This window comes from Paenibacillus sp. N3.4 (genome assembly GCF_008017805.1).
GTDB lineage: Bacteria > Bacillota > Bacilli > Paenibacillales > NBRC-103111 > Paenibacillus_E.
In genome coordinates this window covers 1-19,459 of the sequence record NZ_VRTT01000102.1, presented here as the reverse complement: position 1 = coordinate 19,459, position 19,459 = coordinate 1, and the positions used below count along the sequence as shown (strand labels likewise).

The 19,459-nt window shown below is 44.0% G+C and carries 18 protein-coding genes, 3 pseudogenes and 1 other annotated feature; of the genes and pseudogenes, 1 reads left to right on the top strand and 20 read right to left on the bottom strand.

The genetic code is table 11. The annotated features are described in order from the left end of the window. The 5 genes and pseudogenes from tnpA to lspA all read right to left on the bottom strand — a co-directional run. Positions 1-185 (bottom strand): annotated as a pseudogene (gene tnpA, locus FU659_RS31305) (IS200/IS605 family transposase); the annotation flags it as partial. Further along, on the bottom strand, positions 169-342 hold the full coding sequence (locus tag FU659_RS36595; protein ID WP_222708688.1) for a hypothetical protein: 174 nt from the start codon (positions 340-342) through the stop codon (positions 169-171). The gene FU659_RS36595 and the pseudogene tnpA, both read right to left, overlap by 17 nt. Positions 343-474: 132 nt before the next feature. Further along, positions 475-1,710: an LL-diaminopimelate aminotransferase gene (locus FU659_RS31300; protein WP_147951154.1), complete on the bottom strand. Its 1,236-nt coding sequence runs from the start codon at positions 1,708-1,710 to the stop codon at positions 475-477. A 156-nt stretch (positions 1,711-1,866) separates the two neighbouring features. Beyond that, positions 1,867-2,817, bottom strand: a complete 951-nt coding sequence (locus FU659_RS31295; RefSeq protein ID WP_147951153.1) for an RluA family pseudouridine synthase — start codon at positions 2,815-2,817, stop codon at positions 1,867-1,869. Beyond that, positions 2,792-3,310, bottom strand: coding sequence for a signal peptidase II (gene lspA, locus FU659_RS31290; RefSeq protein WP_147951157.1), 519 nt, complete (start codon positions 3,308-3,310; stop codon positions 2,792-2,794). Before lspA ends, FU659_RS31295 begins: the two co-directional genes overlap by 26 nt. A gap of 139 nt (positions 3,311-3,449) precedes the next feature. On the opposite strand from lspA, the pseudogene FU659_RS31285 reads away from it, so the two are divergent. After that, positions 3,450-4,183: pseudogene (locus FU659_RS31285) on the top strand (TraR/DksA C4-type zinc finger protein). Between the two features lie 62 nt (positions 4,184-4,245). On the opposite strand, the pseudogene ileS reads toward FU659_RS31285, so the two are convergent. From ileS to murA, 15 genes and pseudogenes are all read right to left on the bottom strand, one after another. Then, positions 4,246-7,013: pseudogene (gene ileS, locus FU659_RS31280) on the bottom strand (isoleucine--tRNA ligase). Positions 7,014-7,080: 67 nt separating this feature from the next. Then, positions 7,081-7,330 (bottom strand) — a binding site (T-box leader). A gap of 73 nt (positions 7,331-7,403) precedes the next feature. Continuing rightward, positions 7,404-7,880 carry a DivIVA domain-containing protein gene (locus FU659_RS31275; RefSeq protein WP_147951152.1) on the bottom strand — a complete coding sequence of 159 codons (477 nt, stop codon included), beginning with the start codon at positions 7,878-7,880 and terminating at the stop codon, positions 7,404-7,406. Positions 7,881-8,044: 164 nt separating this feature from the next. Beyond that, a complete protein-coding gene (locus FU659_RS31270; RefSeq protein ID WP_147951151.1) occupies positions 8,045-8,830 on the bottom strand; it encodes a YlmH family RNA-binding protein in 786 nt (261 codons plus the stop codon). Further along, positions 8,830-9,069, bottom strand: a complete 240-nt coding sequence (locus tag FU659_RS31265; RefSeq protein WP_147951156.1) for a YggT family protein — start codon at positions 9,067-9,069, stop codon at positions 8,830-8,832. The genes FU659_RS31270 and FU659_RS31265 overlap by 1 nt, the downstream gene beginning before the upstream one ends. 64 nt (positions 9,070-9,133) lie before the next feature. After that, a complete protein-coding gene (locus FU659_RS31260; RefSeq protein WP_147951150.1) occupies positions 9,134-9,556 on the bottom strand; it encodes a cell division protein SepF in 423 nt (140 codons plus the stop codon). Between the two features lie 42 nt (positions 9,557-9,598). Beyond that, positions 9,599-10,285, bottom strand: a complete 687-nt coding sequence (locus tag FU659_RS31255; RefSeq protein ID WP_147951155.1) for a YggS family pyridoxal phosphate-dependent enzyme — start codon at positions 10,283-10,285, stop codon at positions 9,599-9,601. A 48-nt stretch (positions 10,286-10,333) separates the two neighbouring features. After that, positions 10,334-11,179 carry a peptidoglycan editing factor PgeF gene (pgeF, locus tag FU659_RS31250; protein WP_147951149.1) on the bottom strand — a complete coding sequence of 282 codons (846 nt, stop codon included), beginning with the start codon at positions 11,177-11,179 and terminating at the stop codon, positions 10,334-10,336. A 111-nt stretch (positions 11,180-11,290) separates the two neighbouring features. Beyond that, on the bottom strand, positions 11,291-11,590 hold the full coding sequence (locus FU659_RS31245) for a YlmC/YmxH family sporulation protein (protein ID WP_147951148.1): 300 nt from the start codon (positions 11,588-11,590) through the stop codon (positions 11,291-11,293). A gap of 139 nt (positions 11,591-11,729) precedes the next feature. Beyond that, positions 11,730-12,512, bottom strand: coding sequence for an RNA polymerase sporulation sigma factor SigG (gene sigG / locus FU659_RS31240; RefSeq protein ID WP_147951147.1), 783 nt, complete (start codon positions 12,510-12,512; stop codon positions 11,730-11,732). 166 nt (positions 12,513-12,678) lie between these two features. Then, a complete protein-coding gene (sigE, locus tag FU659_RS31235; protein ID WP_147951146.1) occupies positions 12,679-13,401 on the bottom strand; it encodes an RNA polymerase sporulation sigma factor SigE in 723 nt (240 codons plus the stop codon). 141 nt (positions 13,402-13,542) lie between these two features. After that, the gene (gene spoIIGA / locus FU659_RS31230; RefSeq protein WP_147951145.1) at positions 13,543-14,472 is read right to left on the bottom strand and encodes a sigma-E processing peptidase SpoIIGA; all 930 of its coding nucleotides are present in this window, start codon (positions 14,470-14,472) and stop codon (positions 13,543-13,545) included. Positions 14,473-14,708: 236 nt separating this feature from the next. Beyond that, complete coding sequence (gene ftsZ, locus FU659_RS31225) at positions 14,709-15,827, bottom strand: cell division protein FtsZ (RefSeq protein WP_147951144.1); 1,119 nt, start codon at positions 15,825-15,827, stop codon at positions 14,709-14,711. A 31-nt stretch (positions 15,828-15,858) separates the two neighbouring features. After that, positions 15,859-17,109 (bottom strand): cell division protein FtsA, encoded by a 1,251-nt coding sequence (gene ftsA, locus FU659_RS31220; RefSeq protein WP_147951143.1) that lies wholly within the window; start codon positions 17,107-17,109, stop codon positions 15,859-15,861. Positions 17,110-17,383: 274 nt separating this feature from the next. Beyond that, entirely contained in the window at positions 17,384-18,289 is a 906-nt protein-coding gene (locus FU659_RS31215) for a cell division protein FtsQ/DivIB (RefSeq protein WP_147951142.1), read from the bottom strand. 140 nt (positions 18,290-18,429) lie between these two features. Further along, positions 18,430-19,459: UDP-N-acetylglucosamine 1-carboxyvinyltransferase (murA, locus tag FU659_RS31210; protein ID WP_147951141.1), on the bottom strand; the 1,030-nt coding region annotated here is incomplete at its 5' end.

The window sequence follows — 19,459 nt, the reverse complement described above, 5'->3', positions numbered from 1 at the left end:
TTTCCTCCCCACAATTTCTTTTTAATCTTAGGAAACTCTTTAAACAAAAGTCTGGCGGAAACACCTTTTAATGCTTTAATCATACTAGGTATTGAATGCAGTGGTGTACAATCCACTAAGAGATGGATGTGATCGGAGTCGCTTTCAATTTTAGATATAGTGAAGTTGTTATTGCGCGCTATACGTCACTCCCGTCACTGACGAGGCTACTGCTGATTTCCCTTGGGAAATAGGTATTTCTGACGCCGAAGCTTGCTGAGAAAAAGTAAGTACGGTAAAAAGTCCAAATGCAACAAACATGAGAAATTGGATTACAGTTCTTCTGTAAACCGGAGACGTCATGTACACCCCCCATTCTTAAGCGCTTACACTAATTTTACCAGAAAGCGGATTCTTTCGTATATAGTCCTATTGAATAAAAAAATCCGCCTCCTTAGAAGGAAGCGGGTCTAGTCATCATCGTTTAGAAGCTTATTACAAACTTAGGCTCTTGAATCTTTCTACGGCTTTTTCCGTGTTCTCACGGCTGCCAAAAGCGGTTAAACGGAAATACCCTTGGCCATTTTGACCAAAACCTACACCAGGGGTACCGACAATGTGCGCTTCAGCAAGCAGCTTATCAAAGAAATCCCATGAAGTAAGTCCTTGAGGTGTCTTCAACCAAATATATGGAGCGTTCACACCCCCATACACTTGTACACCAAGCGCGGAAATTCCTTCGCGAATGATTTTGGCATTCGTCATGTAATAGTCAACTAATTTGGCAATTTGTGCTTTACCCTCTGCCGAGAAGATGGCAGCTGCGCCGCGTTGCGTAATGTAAGAAACCCCGTTGAATTTCGTTGACTGACGACGATTCCACAGATCGTTAACCAGTACTTCGTTGCCGTCTTCGTCACGAGCAATCAGCTCGCGGGGAACCACCGTATAAGCACAGCGGGTACCTGTAAAGCCAGCTGTTTTGGATAAGCTGCGGAACTCGATAGCCACTTCTTTGGCGCCTTCGATTTCATATATACTGCGCGGAACGTCTTTTTCTTGAATATAAGCTTCATAAGCAGAGTCGAACAATAGAATGCAATTGTTCTCACGTGCGTAGTCTACCCAAACTTTAAGCTCGTCTTTTGTAAGTGTCATCCCTGTCGGGTTGTTAGGGTAACACAGATAGATAATATCTGCTTTTTGCGTAGGAAGTGCTGGCTTGAAGTTATTTTCGGCATTGCAAGGCAGGTACACGATATTCTCGTATTGACCTTTCTCTTTGTTAAACTTACCAGAACGTCCAGCCATGACGTTCGTATCCACATAAACCGGATACACAGGATCTTGAACAGCGATAATGCTATCTTGGCTAAAAATCTCTTGAATGTTGCCTACGTCACATTTGGAACCGTCACTCACGAACACTTCGTTTGTACCCAGCGTGATGCCGCGGGATTCATAATCGTGCTTAATGATTTCATTAATTAAGAAATCATAACCTTGCTCGGGACCATAACCACGGAAGCTAGATTCGTTTGCCATTTCGTCAACTGCTGTATGCAAAGAATGAATAACGGAATCCGGCAGTGCGCGAGTAACATCCCCAATGCCTAAAGAGATGATTGATGCATTCGGATGATCCGCAATAAATTTATTTCTTTTTTTAGCAATTTCAGAGAATAAATAGCTTCCTTGGAGCTGCAAGTAGTTTTGATTAATTTTCGCCATCTTTTTCACCTGTTTTCATGAATTTAGCACTATCATTAAACGCTGCTTTCCATAGACTGACCTAAGGAATTTCAGGTTCTTTAATACCATTAGTCCAAACATTACCGTAATTACTGGATGGACTGAATGGACTAAATGTCACTTTTTTTGCACTTTTTAACGTATTCGAATCGTATTTAACAGTTCATTCATATCATCGGGAATCGGCGCTTCGAATTGCAGCCAGTCACCTGAACGTGGATGCTTAAAGCCCAGGACGGCTGCATGCAGCGCTTGTCCGTTCATGAGCATCCCTTTACTCTTACCGTACATAGGATCTCCAACGAGCGGGTGACCGATGAATTTCATATGTACACGAATTTGATGCGTTCTTCCGGTTTCCAGCTTAAGCTCAACTAATGTAAAATCACCAAAACGTTCCATTACAACAAAATGCGTAACAGCGTGCTTACTATTTTTCTCCGTGACGGCATACATCTTTCGATCATGTGAATCGCGACCGATTGGTGCATCGATAGTCCCCTGATCATGTTGGATATGCCCATGAACCAGAGCGATATACTTCCGGTTTACGGAGTGATCTTTCAATTGCTCAGCCAGACTCGCGTGGGCTTTATCATTTTTGGCTGACATAATCAGCCCAGAGGTGTCTTTATCGATCCGATGCACAATGCCTGGACGAAGTTCGCCATTAATTCCCGATAAATCTTTGCAGTGGTACATTAAAGCATTTACTAAGGTGCCTGAAGAATGACCAGGTGCAGGATGGACAACGAGTCCGCGCTGCTTATTGATGACGATCACATCTGAATCTTCATATACCACGTTAAGAGGAATATTTTCCGCTAGGAGTTCAACGCCTTGAGGTTCGGGTATTTGTAAGGCAATAACATCGTGTTCAGAAAGCTTGTAATTCGGTTTAATTGCTTTCCCGTTTACGTGGATATGTCCATCTTTTACCCATTGCTGAACTTGAGTACGAGATACGTCCTCTTCCAAAGCTTCAGTTATGAATTTATCGATACGTTCACCGGCATATAGCTGCTCAACTGTCCATTCCACTGCGTCAGAGGACGCAGACTCAGGTGAGGTCTGATTTGTGTTCATGTGTGGCTCCTTTTTTCTCTTTTCTCCAAGTAAGCAATGATTCTAAGAAAATCAGGATAACCCCGACCACGATGGCTGAATCGGCTATATTGAAAATCGGATAGACATAATAAATATCTTTACCAAATAAGCTAAAGTCAAAAGTAAACTGCAAGAAATCTACGACTTCTCCAAACAATGCGCGATCTAGGAAATTACCAAGCGCCCCACCCAGCAGTAAACTCAGCGCAAAGGATAACAGACCTTTTCCCTCACGGATCGTCTTACGAATGTACCATAGAATACCAATAACAACAGCAAGTGTAATAATGATGAAAAACCATCTCTGGTTTTGCAAGATACCGAATGCGGCGCCGCGGTTACGATGCGAAGTAATGATAAAGAAATCCCCAATGACAGATCGTTCTTCACCAAGTGGGATACGCTTTACAATTACCCATTTCGCTGCCTGATCCAATAAGAAAACAACAAGCGCATATAAATAGTATTTCATATATTTCATTTTCTCTTCCTCCTAAATGTTCATAAGCATGAAAGGTTCCTTATTTTCAAGGAATTACCTCACTAAAAAAAGAAGCCACTCGGCATGATAACGGTATGAATCGCCTGTAAGAAAGGAGCTATAATGACCTATGAGCCATTTGACCGAGCAGCAATTAAAAGAACTTCAACTGCAATTATTGGAGGAAAAGCTGGATCTTGAAAAACATTTTAAAACCAATGATAACTTTGGACTAGCCAACTCTTTTTCTGACAGTATAGGCGAACTCTCGATGTATGATAATCATCCGGGTGATATCGCCACAGAAATTTATGAACGAGAAAAAGATATTTCACTTAATGAACATGCTGAGTTTCATTTACAACAAGTTGATGAAGCCTTGGCACGTATGGCAAGCGGCGAATATGGGATCTGTGTTTTTAGCAAAAAACCGATTCCTTTTGAACGCTTGCAGGCTATTCCAACGACGCTTTATTGTCTGGAGCATGTCCCTGATCCGCATATTTCAAATCGTCGACCTGTTGAAGAGCAAGTGCTCTTTCCCCCATTTGGTCGAACAAGCTTGGATGAACATGACGATGAAACCGAATTCGACGGCGAGGATGCTTGGCAAATCGTTGAGAGCTGGGCACTTCCAATACACCCGCATTCGCGGAAGATCCAAATGTAGAGGACTACAACGAAATGTACATTGAAGCCGACGAACAAGTTGGCTACGTGGAATCCTTCGAGAGCTTTGTTGCCACTGACCTTTACGGTGAGCATGTCACTATCGTGCGAAGCAAAGCTTATCGCGATTATATGCATAATGGTGAAGGGGACCCTCTTCTCGAGCCTGAAAATATCCAGGATATAGACGAGTAGTCCGCGGAACAAACAGGACAAACGAGCCTCGTTCAATAACGAGAGCTCGTTTGAATCCTTTTTTACTCGTGGTAATGAGCAGTGATAACCTCATCACATCTAACGCAAAGGGTTGGATGCTCTTTACTCTTCCCAACTTCTGTGGACACTATCCAGCAGCGCTCACACTTTTCGCCTTCTGCAACATCCACAATAATGGCTGCGCCTTTCGCCTGATAAGCACCTTGAGGCACTTCCGTTCCAGGCTTGTGCACTTGTACAGCAGATACAATGAACAATTGATCTAATTGGTCCAATTGCTGAAGCATGTTATAAGTTTGTTCATTAGGATACAGATGAACGGCTGCTGATAGAGAGTTTCCGATCACCTTTTCTTTCCTCGCTTCTTCAAGAGCTTTCAGAACCTCATCGCGGATCCCTAAGAATTCATTCCATTTATTTTCCAATTGTTCCTTATACAAACTTGTATCCACTTCAGGCAATTCTGCAATTTGTACACTGCTGAACTCCACGCCAGGAATATACTTCCATACTTCATCTGCCGTGTGGGGAAGAATGGGCGAGATCAGCTTCGTAATTGCTGTTAAAGCTGCATACAGCACCGTTTGTGAAGCTTTGCGTGCCGCATCCTGCGGTGCTCCAGCGTATAAACGATCCTTTATCACATCGAGATAAAATGAACTCATCTCGACAGCGCAGAAGTGATGAATGGTTTGGTAAACAACGTGGAATTCATAAGCCTCATAAGCTTTCGTTACCTTCTCAATCATTCGGTTCAGTCGAATTAATGCGTAACGATCCAATTCCGACAAGCTATCTGCTGCCACAAGGTCATTTGCCGGATTGAAGTGACTTAAGTTCCCCAGCAAGAAGCGCAACGTATTGCGGATTTGCGATAGACCTCCGTTGTTTGGTTCAAAATGTTGTCTGAAATCCGATGATCGGATTGATAATCAACAGAGGATACCCATAAACGCAGGATGTCAGCGCCTAACTTGCCGCAAACTACATTGGGATCGATGGTATTCCCAATTGACTTGGACATTTTGCGTCCTTCGCCGTCAAGTGTAAAGCCATGGCTAAGAACACCTTTGTACGGAGATTTTCCTTTTGCAGCAACACCCGTAATCAAGGAAGAGTTAAACCAACCCCGATATTGGTCAGAGCCTTCCAAATACAGATCTGCCGGCCATTTCAGTTCTGGACGAGATTCCAGCACAGCCACATGGCTAGAGCCAGAATCAAACCATACATCCATAATATCTGTTTCCTTACGGAAATCAGCATGACCGCACTTGGAGCAGCAAGTTCCTTCAGGAAGGAGCTCTTTTTCGTCTTTGATAAACCAGGCATTCGAGCCTTCTTTCTCGAATAGCCGTGCCACATGCTCTATGGTTTCTTCGTTCACAAGCGGTTCATTACAGCTGCGGCAGTAGAAAATGGGAATCGGAACTCCCCACGCACGCTGTCTCGAAATACACCAATCTCCGCGATCAGCAATCATATTATGCAGGCGAACCTCGCCCCACTCCGGCGTCCATTTCACTTGCTTAATTTCGTCGAGCATTTCCTGTCTGAATTTATCGATTGAAGCAAACCATTGCTCAGTAGCCCGATAAATAACAGGCTTTTTGGTCCGCCAGTCGTGCGCGTATTGATGTTGTATCTCCCCTACCTTCAGGAGAAGACCGGATTCTTGCAATTTCTCGATAACAAGTTTTCCGCCCTTTTCATAAAACATTCCCTCAAAGCCAGGTGCTTCTGCAGTAAAATGCCCTTGATCGTCTACAGGACACAGAACTCCGATGTTATAGCGCTGACCAATCGCAAAGTCATCTTCACCATGCCCCGGTGCTGTATGAACGCAGCCCGTACCCGCTTCAAGCGTAACATGCTCACCAACCATAACAAGCGATTCTCGATCATACAAAGGATGTTGACATGTCACAAACTCAAGCTCACTGCCTTTTATCGTAGACAATACTTCGTAATCCGTCCAACCAATTTCCTTTGCAGCACTTGCAAGCAAGCCTTGCGCCAACACATATTTCTTATCTGCAACACGTACAACCGCATAGTCAAATTCAGGATGTAAAGAGATCCCTAAGTTAGCAGGTAGAGTCCAAGGTGTTGTGGTCCAAATCACGATTGCCGCATCTTGTGGCAGCTTTCCCTTGCCATCTTTGATAGGAAATGCCACGTAGATGGAAGACGAAGTTTTTTCTTTGTACTCGATCTCTGCTTCCGCCAGTGCGCTTTCTGAAGATGGGGACCAGTACACAGGTTTCAACCCTTTGTAGATGTAACCTTTTTGCACCATTTGACCGAATACACGAATTTGTTGAGCTTCGTATTCCGGTTGCAGCGTAATATACGGATTCTTCCAATCCCCACGAATCCCAAGACGTTGAAATTGGCTCTTCTGCTTCTCTACGGATTGCAGCGCATACTCCTTGCAATATTCGCGAAATTCAGGAACCGTCATTTTCTTACGATCCACTTTACCGCTGTTTGTAATAACCTGCTCAATTGGCAGCCCGTGCGTATCCCAGCCAGGTACATAAGGGGCATCGAAGCCTTGTAACGTTTTGAATCGTACGATAATATCTTTCAACACTTTGTTAAGCGCGTGCCCGATATGAATATCGCCATTTGCATAGGGAGGCCCGTCATGCAAAATAAACTTTGGTTTACCTTTGCGGCTCTCCTGCACTTTGGCGTAAATGTCCTCTTCCGCCCACTGCTCTTGCATTTTCGGCTCCGCCTGTGGTAAGTTCCCTCTCATGGGAAATTCGGTTTGTAATAAGTTTAATGTTTTTCCATAATCCATGTTTAACCCGCTCCATTCCAGCCTTAGACTATTCTGTCTAGAAAACAAAAAAAGCCTCTCATCCCTAAAAAGGGACGAGAAACTCTACTCGCGGTACCACCCTCGTTACTAAGCAAAATGAAAAAAACGCGCTCACGCGTAAAGATCATCGCTTAATCACTCGATCATGTGTAACGGCATGACCCGTTTCTCTCTACTTCATTTCAAGAGACGCTCCTGGGGGATATTCGGCACGCTGCAGAGATTAGGCTCACACCGAACTCCCTAATTCGCTGTCACTGCGGTAACGTCCTACTCGTTCCAGTCATAGCTTTACTGAGATACATTTAACTGGAGTATACCCAATTCATTAGGCATAGTCAATACAACAAACACTTGCTGGCGCAATTGTTATTCGTCCTTCGTATCCAATTGCATACTCTGCCAACCTTCTGTATTAAGAAGCTCCAATTGCGCTTCTAGCAATGCGCGAAAGCGGGTACGATAAATCGAAGCCTGCTTCTTCAGCTCTTCGATCTCTAAGGCTACCTTGCGAGAACGTGTGAGGGATTCGTTGATAATGCGATCCGCATTTTTCTCGGCTTCTTTTAAGATCAATTGCGCTTCTTTTTTGGAATTGCTTCTCACTTCATCCGCTGCTTCTTGGGCAACTATGATCGTTTTGCTAAGCGATTCCTCAATATTCGTGAAATGATCCAAACGCTCTTGGAGCGTCACCGTTTGATTATGCAAGTCTTTATTCTCGCGAATCAACGCTTCGTAGTCTTTAATGACTTGATCCAGAAACTCATTGACTTGATCTTCATCATAGCCGCGAAACGAGCGGGAAAACTCCTTATTATGTATGTCTAACGGTGTTAATGGCATCAGTGCCCCTCCTTAGAGCTTTCATAGAAAGCTAACTTCGTAAGCCATTGCTAGAAAACCAGTTCAACACACCGCGATGTGTGAAGCTCACCCGTTTATCTATACAGTTCAGTTCGACACAAAATAAGCAATTCCTGCATTGTTCGTGGATAAATTATCCACACTTATGCAAACTTGCCGATCTTCACGCGAATTCTGCCTTTTTTCGATACGCCTTCTACTTCCATTAGCTTGAATCGGCCAAACCCTTGCAAGGACACCATATCTCCTTCTTTAAGCGGCTTGCTCGGATCTTCTTCCAATTTCCAGTTCACGCGACAGCGACCGGCTTGGATAGGTACAAGCACTTTCGCTCGGCTTAACCGAAATACGTCACTGACAATGCCATCCATTCGCATCGATGCCACAGACAAAGTCAACTCGTCCAGTTGTACTTGAGCCAAGACCAGCTTATCTAGCGGCAATAATTCAGTCTGTACATGAACCCTGTGAACTTGGGATAAGTTCATATGTAAATAATCAGCTGCATCCTGTGTCACTAAACAATGGCAGCCTCCGTCTATAACATGAATATCGCCAACCTTGTCTCGCTTCATGCCGAGTCCAAGAATGGCGCCCATGTAATCTCCATGTTCTAAGGTTAGAAATTTACCGTCACCGGATGAGACAGACAGGACGCTTATAGCCATGTCTTCTCCATCCAAAGCACGGTAGTCCGGTGCAATAAGCGCTCTCTTGCGTTCAGCAGCCCCGTACCCGCCTTCTATCCGGCAGTGTACATCGGGATGACGGTTCACGAGCGAAGTAAGAATAAATACTTGTCTGGGATCCAGAAAGTCGGTCAGCTTCACAGCATGCTGCTCGGCTGCCCGTTCCACCCAATCCAAGGCTTTATCAACAAAATGGTGTTCATCCGAATGAAAATGCCCATAAATTTCTTTGATCAAAATTAAAACATCCTAACTATGAAATCAAGTACGGCCACGATACCCATCACAACAAATCTCAGTGCAATCAGAGCAACGATAGGCGATAGATCAATCATCCCCAGACTCGGAATCACTTTCCGGAAAGGGCTTAAATAAGGCTCAACTAATTTCCCAAGAAGGCCACCTATAAAGCTGCCTCGTGCGTTTGGAAACCAGGAGAGAATCAAATAACCGATAATCATAAAATAATAAATTTCCATAAAGTAGTACAGATAATATTGAACGTAAGCCACTTATGCATCCACCTCATGTCTGATTATGTGCCTAATCCTCACCCATCATCTCGGAGATGTGACCATGAATATCTACGGAATCCGGTGTACATAGGAAGATATTCGGTCCTAGTTTGGAAATAGCGCCATTTAAAGCATATACCGTTCCGCTTAAGAAATCCACTATGCGAATGGCTTGGTCTCCGCGAACGCGCTGTAGATTGACGACGACAGCTCTTCTGGAGCGAAGATGATCTGCAATGTCTTGCGTCTCTTCATACGTTCGAGGTTCACTAAGCACAACACGCGCATTTTTCTGTGAATGTATGCTAACGACATTTGCCTTATTTTTATTACGCATTTCATAAGGATTGGTTTCAGGTTCTTCGGTTGCTTCAACAATTCGTTCACGTTCCACAATCTCTTCCTCCTCTTGGAGGCCGAGAAAATTCATAAAACGATTATAAACCCCCACTATAATTACCTCCTTGTCTTAGGCTTGATCCAACAAGACTACTTATAGTTCTTTACCCACAAGCACAGTCCCTAAACGTACCCACGTGGCTCCTTCTTCGATCGCTACCTCGAAATCACCCGACATCCCCATGGACAGCTCGGAGATAGGGTATGAGAAAATCTTCCGTTCATTCAATTCATCGCGAAGCTCTCGCAGCCCACGGAAAACAGGCCTTGTTGCATCGGCTTCCATCTCATACGGAGCCATGGTCATCAAGCCGGTGATATGTAAATGTTGCAGCTTGCTTACTTCTGCAGCTAATTCAAAAAATTGGTCAGGCGCAACGCCATACTTAGACTCTTCACCGGAAACATTGACTTGCAGCAGACATTTGACTTTCATTCCCAAGGCCCCTGCTTGCCTGTCTAATTCTTTGGCCAACGACATACGATCCAAAGAATGAATATAGGCAAATTTGCCAATAACATCTTTTACTTTATTCGTCTGTAAGTGGCCGATGAAATGCCACGTACCACGCTCATGCAGCGCTTCCCATTTGGGTTTCACGTCTTGCCAGCGGTTCTCGCCAATGTGTAAGAGACCTTCGTCCAAAACGGAATTCGTTGTCTCCAGAGAGACATATTTCGTCACAGCAATGATGTGGACATCTTCTTCCTTGCGTCCGGAACGCTCACAGGCTGCAGCAACACGGGCTTGAACTTCTTGCTTACGATTCATTAAACTCACGTCTGTAGACACCTCAATTCAACACCTAGCTTGTTCACACGTCATTCCCTAGGAAAGACCTATCCAAGCCATCATTCTACCTGTAGATCCGCCTTCTTTTCGATGAGAAAAGAACGTATGCGAGCTACAACTTGTACATAACTCAGTTACTTCGATATGGGACGACAAAATTCCTGCTTGCCGCAACAATTTCCGGTTTAATTCTTGCAAATTCAGCATGTACTTGCCGTTTTCTTTAGCAATAAGAACGTTTAAGCCATCTTCCGAAGGTATTTCAATAACCGAAAGAAGCTCTTTCACACGTTCACCTACCACTTCATCCACCTCATAACAGCAAACGCCAATAGAGGGCCCAATCGCTGCCCGAATGTCCTCAGGCCGACTACCAAAAGTATGTGTCATTGAGGATATTGTAGCCATGGAAATGTTTAGCACTGTACCTTTCCAGCCTGCATGGGCAAGACCTACAACCTGCTTCACAGGATCGTAAAAAAACAAAGGTACACAATCAGCAAACAGGGCGCAAAGCACAATCCCCTTCTCGTTGGTAATAAATGCATCCTTGGCTTGGATTGCCGATTCTCTCGATGTTCGCCCCATCCCCTTCTCCAGTTCGCTTACGACGATGACTTCCTTGCCGTGCACCTGCTCGGCGTAGGTGAAGGAATCAAATGAATGACCGATGGTTTCAGCGATCAATTCACGATTGTTCACAACATCTTCCGAAAGATCCTGAACATGAAGTCCACAATTCAGTGTAGAATAGGGGGCTTTACTGACCCCGCCATGACGGGAAGTAAAACCAACAGTCAAACCGTTATACGTTTCCATCCAATTCGCTATTGTATATAATATCGGTTTGCCTTCCTTCTCTTGTTTCACAAATGGTTCCACGCTTCTCTCCCCCAAACGTTTTCTATATACTTACTTTAGCACAAAACAAAAAGACACACGATGTCTGCGCAGCTGACCCTATGCAGGGTTTCCTGGCACGTGTGCCTCATCTCAGTTCTGAAATTGCCGATTGAATTCATAAACGCCTTCATTTTCATCGCTTTGACGGTACGGACGTGTATCTTCAAGTTTCACGAGGACGACATCAGCACCTATTTTCACGATGTGCTTCCATGGAATAATCACGTCTGTACCAGAACCAAACAGACCGAAAAAACGGCTTTGATTGGGTACCACAATCGATTCGATACGGCCTTGACGCAGGTCCAGCTCTAAATCACTGATTTGACCCAGCTTTTTTCCATCCACAATGTTAATAACGTCCTTCGTCTGAAAATCAGATATTTTCATGAGGCTATTCACCACGAATCTCACTAGGATTTTAACCGATTTTGTACTAGTATATGTGCAGGATGGGCAAAATGTCCTGAAAACAAAAAAAAGACCTGTCGGCTTGTCTAAAAGCCATACAAGTCTTTATGTAGCAAGCTTAGGATTTCACGTGCTTCTGCATCTGAGAGATCGCTGATTTTTCCAACCTGGAAACTTGAGCCTGTGAAATGCCAATTTCGTCGGCCACTTCCATCTGCGTTTTTCCTTCAAAGAAACGCATTGATAAAATCATTTTCTCCCTTGCATTGAGTTTACGCATCGCTTCACGAAGGGCAATTCCTTCAATCCAAGACATATCCTTGTTCCGCTCGTCACTGATTTGATCCATGACATAGATGGGATCCCCGCCGTCATGGTAGATAGGCTCAAACAACGAAACTGGGTCTTGAATGGCATCAAGAGCAAACACCACATCTTCTTTAGGAACATTCAGCGCTTCGGATATCTCATAAATTGTAGGTTCACGCGAATTCTGATTCGTTAAGCTATCTCTGACCTGTAAGGCTTTATAAGCGATATCCCTTAAGGAACGAGATACCCGAATAGGGTTATTGTCGCGTAAATAACGGCGAATCTCACCGATAATCATCGGTACAGCATACGTAGAGAATTTGACGTTTTGGCCTAAATCAAAGTTATCGATGGCCTTCATTAAGCCAATACAACCCACTTGGAAGAGATCGTCCACATACTCTCCACGATTGTTGAATCGCTGAATGACACTGAGAACCAATCTAAGGTTCCCATTCACTAATTTCTCTCTTGCAGCTCGCTCCTGTTTGGTTTGCAGATCAGCGAACAGCTCGCGCATTTCGGCATTCGTCAGAACAGGCAGTTTGGCGGTATCAACACCACATATCTCGACTTTATTTCGGGTCACCGTGATTACCTCCCAAGGAGAAACATTACTGTTAATTATCCCCCTGAGTAACCAATTTATTCGTGTATCCTCCTCCTCCGATCCACTTGACAAAAGGGTTTGAAGTTGCTCCCTCCCGTGTCTGTTGAACAATTTGGAAGTTGCCCATCAAAAAAAATTTAATTCCTTAGACCATTTTGTTAAATTCCTTACGCAATCTTTTAATAATGCGTTTTTCCAATCTGGAAATATAGGACTGCGAGATGCCCAATAAATCGGCGACATCCTTCTGCGTCTTTTCTTCCCCATCCTGCAAGCCGAAACGCAGCTCCATGATGACTCTTTCACGTTCAGTTAGCTTATCAAGAGCTTTATGCAGCAGCTTACGATCAACCTGTTCCTCAATGTTGCGGTAGATCGTATCATTCTCTGTTCCGAGTACGTCGGATAATAGAAGCTCATTGCCGTCCCAATCAATGTTAAGCGGCTCGTCGAACGATACTTCTGTACGGATTTTACTGTTCCGCCGCAAATACATCAAAATTTCATTTTCAATGCAGCGCGAAGCATAGGTCGCTAGTTTAATCTTCTTTTCCGGATCGAACGTATTCACGGCTTTAATGAGTCCGATTGCACCGATAGATACCAAGTCCTCAATATTAATACCTGTATTTTCGAATTTTCTAGCTATATAGACAACCAATCTCAGATTGCGCTCGATCAACATAGCCCGAATCGCCGCATCCCCAGACGGTAATTTTTCCAATAAGTATTCTTCTTCCTCTCTCGTAAGAGGGGGTGGCAACGCTTCACTACCACCTATGTAATAGATTTCCTCACCTTTAAGCCCAAAGAACATCAACATGCGATAATACGTAAGCTGCCAAAGCAATTTCCACTTTAAGAACATGATCGTTTCCTCCTAAGAATTTTGCGCTAGCAAACCTGCATCGTAAGCATACTCTAAGTTTCGCAATTGAAAAATGTATCATATTCGTAAAATGGGATTTCGCAGAAGCCTTCGAATCTCTCAAGACTCCTTTTGGATTCATTATCCTACTTCCGAAATGAGCGCTGGATGAATAATCGCTTGGTAGGATCCATCGCTGCAAAGCTTACCTCCATCAAGTCCAATAAGCACCTTGGATGCTTCTAATTGCCTGTTATTATGGGTAATCACCACCTTATCAGGTTTAATAGCCAACATAAATTGTGTATTCCGGTTTACTCCGCGGTAAGGTACAAGACGTAAGCGATCTTGCCAAACAAAATCCTCTTCTACGCCCAATCCGCTAATGATTTGATCAACATCCGCTGTACGAATCCTTTGGAGCCACGCGATTGGTAAAACTTCACTCCATTCTGACACTTCCATAACCATAACTGGGGTACGCGTTAGCGGATCGTACAATTGATTTCCCGTATCAATTAACCCTTTGCAAGAAGTTGTAAAATCACCTACATGTATCGTTACCTCGGCCAAAAAGGTCGTCAGCACCTCTCGCTGCTTGGCGCTTCCAAAAACCGTTCTGAACCACCACATCAAGGGGCCAACCAGAGCCAGTACAAACAGCATACCTCCAATGTGAACTTGAAACATCGGCGTGCCGGACTGTGTAAACACAATACCCTTCATAACGTCCGATGAAGATGCCCAAACATAATGAATGCCAAACATGCCGCCGGCCACTGCGAAATTAACGAGCAGAAACGTTCCTAAGGTTCTCAGGAAATTTTGCAAAGACCCAAAACCAAAAGCTGTCATAATCATACCTGCACCAAACATACATTTCACAGAAAATGTAAATAGAAACGAAGGAACAGGTAAAAACATCATGACCACATACGAAGCTCCTAAAAAAGCTGAACCTGCAATTCTCCACCATCTAAATGATAGCTTTCGCGTTTTTGCTGTCACAATCAGCATGGCCGCATCCATCAGAAAGTTTAGTAGGAAAATGAGATCCGCATAGACGACCACAATGTCCTCACCTCCGGATGCAGCTGCCTTATATAGCAATTATTGTGACGAAACTTTAAGGTTCTAAATCAGTATAGGTGAATCCTATTTCAAAGTCTGTCTAAACTTGCTAGTAGGCAGCTACTTTTTTTGTCAGTTGATGCGGTCCATACAAAGCTAGTAAACCCTTATGAACAACAAAAAACCGAAGCCCCTACATCGAGTAGGGCTTCGGTCTCTTTACAAATTTGGTGTAATTATTTGTCGGTATTCCTACCACGATTGCGCAAAAACGTCGGAATATCTAACTGATCGTTGGAAGGTTGACTACCGAATGGTTTCAAGTTGTTCAATCGGTTATCAGGTGCTGCTTCCGGTTGTCCAGTAGATGGTCTTTTGATGGGTTGGTGAACAGGCGCACTTTTGTGCTCAAAGCCTGTAGCAATAACCGTAACAAGAATCTCATCCTTGAGTTTTTCGTCAATGACAGCTCCGAAAATCATGTTCACTTCAATATCAGATGCAGACGCAACAATATCAGCTGCTTCATTGACTTCATATAAGCTTAAATTCATACCACCTGTAATGTTCATAAGAACACCGCGTGCACCTTCAATGGATGTTTCCAACAAAGGGCTGGAAATCGCTTTTTTGGCTGCTTCCGCCGCACGATTCTCGCCCGTGGCAACACCAATACCCATAAGAGCTGAGCCGCGTTCCGTCATAATGGTTTTCACATCGGCAAAGTCCAAATTAATAAGTCCAGGTACAGCGATCAAATCTGAAATCCCTTGTACACCTTGACGAAGCACGTTATCCGCTTGACGGAACGCTTCCAGCATAGGTGTCTTTTTGTCTACAATCTCCAAAAGACGATCATTAGGAATAATAATCAAGGTATCTACCTTCTCTTTCAGAGCGGCAATCCCTTGTTCAGCCTGCAAAGAGCGCTTACGACCTTCGAATGTAAACGGACGAGTAACTACGCCTACTGTCAAAGCTCCTACTTCTTTAGCGATTTCGGCAATAACGGGAGCCGCACCTGTTCCGGTACCTCCACCCATTCCTGCAGTTACGAAAACCATATCCGCACCACGAAGGGTATTCAAAATAAGTTCTCTTGATTCTTCAGCCGCTTTTTTGCCTACTTCAGGATTTGCGCCGGCGCCAAGACCACGCGTTAGCTTGTCCCCAATTTGCAATTTATGCTCAGACATCGCATGATGCAAAGCCTGCGCGTCTGTGTTTACCGTAATGAACTCAACGCCTTTAACACCGTTCTCAATCATACGGTTAACTGCATTGCTTCCACCGCCACCAACACCGATGACTTTTATTTGAGCCAATTGGTCCAAATCCATATCAAATTCAAACATGTGAGTCATATCCCCCTAACTATACATTCGCTTAAATAAATTCGCTGAAAAAACTTTTTACCCTTTCAAGCAAGCCTGGTTTATTACTTTCGGAGGATTTTTTATTTGAAGAAGTCTTGAGTACATTTTTCTTGGAGAACCCTGAATTACGATTTTTCATGTATTTAGAGACGAATTGAATAATGCCAACTCCGCTTGTGTAGGATGGGTCCCGCACACCGATAAAATCGGGCACAGCGATACGAACAGATGTTGCAAGTTCATTTTGCGCGACAGCTAATATACCAGGTATACAAACAGTTCCACCTGTAAGCACGTAACCACCTGCTAAGTCACTATAGCCCAAACGATGAACTTCTGCACGAATCATCTGAAAAATTTCCTCGACACGGGGTTCAATGATATTCGCGAGGTCAACTTGAGAAAATTCCTTCTCTACATTGCTCCCCATTCTAACTACTTTAAACACTTGATCGGGTGCTGAATCTTCAACAGACGCACAACCGTATTTCAACTTGATTTTCTCGGCGATTTCGAGCTGTGTCCGGAGCCCGATAGAAATATCATTGCTAATATACTCGCCACCAATCTGAATGGTGGACGTTGCTACTAGATTACCTTGCTCGAACACGGCAATTGTCGCAGCACCTGCGCCTACATCAACCAGGACTGTACCGACTGCTTTCTCATCTTTAGAAAGCGCCAATTGCCCTGAGGCGAGAGACATCAAGATAAGCCCTGCAACCTTTAGTTCAGATTTCTCCACAACACGGAGTAAATTATGTATCCCTGTCTTCGCTCCAGTAATAATCGTTGCTTCCACTTCTAAGCGAACACCAATCATGCCACGAGGATCGTTAATGCCTTCTTGTCCATCAACGAGATACTGCTTAGGTACAACTCCAATGATTTCACGCTCGGGAGGTAGTGCGATGACTCTGGCTGCCTGAATAACACGATCAATATCCTCTTCCCCGATTTCTCGGTCTTCATTGGAAACAGCCACAACACCGTGACTTGATTGAAGAGCAATATGATTGCCGGAAATCCCGACGTAAACTTCGGAAATTTGTACGCCTACCATACGTTCAGCATGATCTACCGCACTGCGAATCGAACTCACAGTCTGATCAATATCAACGATAGCGCCTTTACGAATACCCTCTGACTCGGCAGATCCCACTCCTATTATATTAATGGTTCCGCCTACGACTTCCCCAATAATAGCACGAACCTTGGATGTACCGATGTCTAAACTAACAATGATATCATTGTTGCTCAAGCCCTTGGCACCTCCTGTAACTTAAATATGATAGTAAATTCCTTACAACTTTTATATGTATTCCACACAATCGTCATATTCCCTCTTTTTTCTGCATTTTTTTGCCTTTAAGGAAAGTTATTTAACGCATTTGCTTCTAAGGAAAAGAAATATGATAAAACTTATCTAGTAAAAACTTGAAAACCTTCAACTAACTGCTATAGATGCCCATTTAACCATAAATCTAATTTTAACATTTTTTTAAGCGATTGAGTAGTCCAGCTCCTGTTTTTTATCAAGATGGACGTACGGATTCTTTCGGAGACGATTTGGGTGTTGCTTTAGGCGTAGATTTGGGCGTTGCTTTGCTATTATCTTTATTTCCGTCGGTAGAAGGGTTTGGGCTACTCCCTGCTTTTTGACCTGCTTGGTTATTTGCATCGCTCTTAGGTTCTTCATTAGGCTCAAATGGTGCATGAATGTCAACTTCCAGCATTTTGATAACGCCATTCTTAATATGGTCTTCTTGTAAGCTTGCAATATAAGCAGGTAAATTGTCAATTTTCTCAGGCAGATAAGCAATCGTTGTATAAACTTCAAATTGAGATCGTGTGTAAAGCTTAATTTTGTCAGGATAAGATTCCGAGGGGTCCGGCTTGATTTCGGAGATGTCAGAAAGAGCGCTCTCCGGAATTTCTCCGAGTGCTTTGCACAAAGCTGCTTTGTTCGGATCACCGTCTGTCCATCCGGTCAAGATCGGCATATCCAATGGAAAATCTCCTTTGGGCAGCAAAACGACAGAGCCATCGGCAAGCACGGCTTGTTTTTTCCCGTCAGCGCTAATCTGAAAAGCAACTTTGGGAAATTCTTCAATCGTAATGAGAATCTCGCCTGGAAAATACTTCTTCACCGACGCAGTTTTTACCATCGGCAATGTCGCTATACGTCTTTCTATGGCTGATGAACTGACTGCAAAAAAACGATCGCCCACTGCAACCTGACTGGCCTGTCCAATAGCATCAGAAGCCATTAGTTCATTACCTTCAACATGAATAACGCTAATCCGGCTAAGTGAGGATTGGAAAAATAAAATGATGAGCACGACAATAAAAAAAAGAAATAAGAAAAAAAGTAATTTCCGATTCGTCCGTACACTTGGTTTGTTACTAGGCAAGGCGGGTACTTTGAGGTCTTCGGACAAGATGGGCACCACCTAAGAGTTTGTGGAGAATTAGAATGTAGCATAGTGATTCTAAACCTATTAAAACGAAAAAATCATTGCATAAATGAAAACCGTGAATCCCCTCAGCAAGTGCGAAGGGATTCTCGGTTATTCCTGATTCACTCGCTCGGAACAGGTGATTGGCGATGCACGGAAGCGCCTAATCGAGAAAGCATATGTTCAATTCTATCATAGCCTCTATCAATATGATGAATCTGCTCAACGATCGTTGTGCCATGCGCAGCTAAACCGGCAATGACAAGCGCTGCACCGGCACGCAAATCTGTTGCTTCAACCGTTGCGCCATAAAGTCTCGGGACACCGCGGATAAAGGCTGAGCTCATATCCACACGGATATCTGCGCCCATGCGGGACAGTTCATCTACGTGTTTGAATCTACCTTCAAAAATGGTTTCTTTCATCACGCTCAGTCCGTCTGCTAGAGACAACAGTACCATGACTTGCGATTGGAGATCAGTTGGAAAAGAAGGATGCGGTGAAGTAACGATACGTTCAACCGCCTTGGGTCTTGTCGGACAGCTTACATGTATTATATCACCGTCCGTAATGATTTGAACACCCGCACGCTTTAAAACATGGATAACAGAGGTTAAATGAGCGGGATTAACCTTTTCCAATGTAATGCTGCCTTTTGTAGCCGCAGCAGCTACCAAGAAGGTTCCTGCAACGATACGATCAGGAATAATGCGATACGTGCAGGGTGACAATGATTGAACGCCTCGAATGGTGATCGTATCCGTTCCTGCTCCAATAATATCGGCTCCCATGGCATTCAAGAAATTTTGCAAATCCTGAATTTCAGGCTCGCGAGCTGCGTTATAAATGGTCGTGATGCCCTCCGCCTTTACAGCGGCCATCATAATATTTTCCGTCGCGCCGACACTGGGGAAATCAAGCACGATTTCGCTCCCGACCAGCGATTCAGCCGTGCAAACAATCTGGTTGGAGAATTCTTCAATGCTGGCTCCAAGAGCCTGTAAACCTTTAAGGTGTAGATCGATTTTACGTTCGCCGATTGCGCAGCCGCCGGGTTGATAGACGGTCACGCTGCCGAATCTGGCGAGTAGCGGACCCATTAGAAAGATGGAGGAACGCATTTGTCCCATCAATTCTTCCGGGATATGAGAG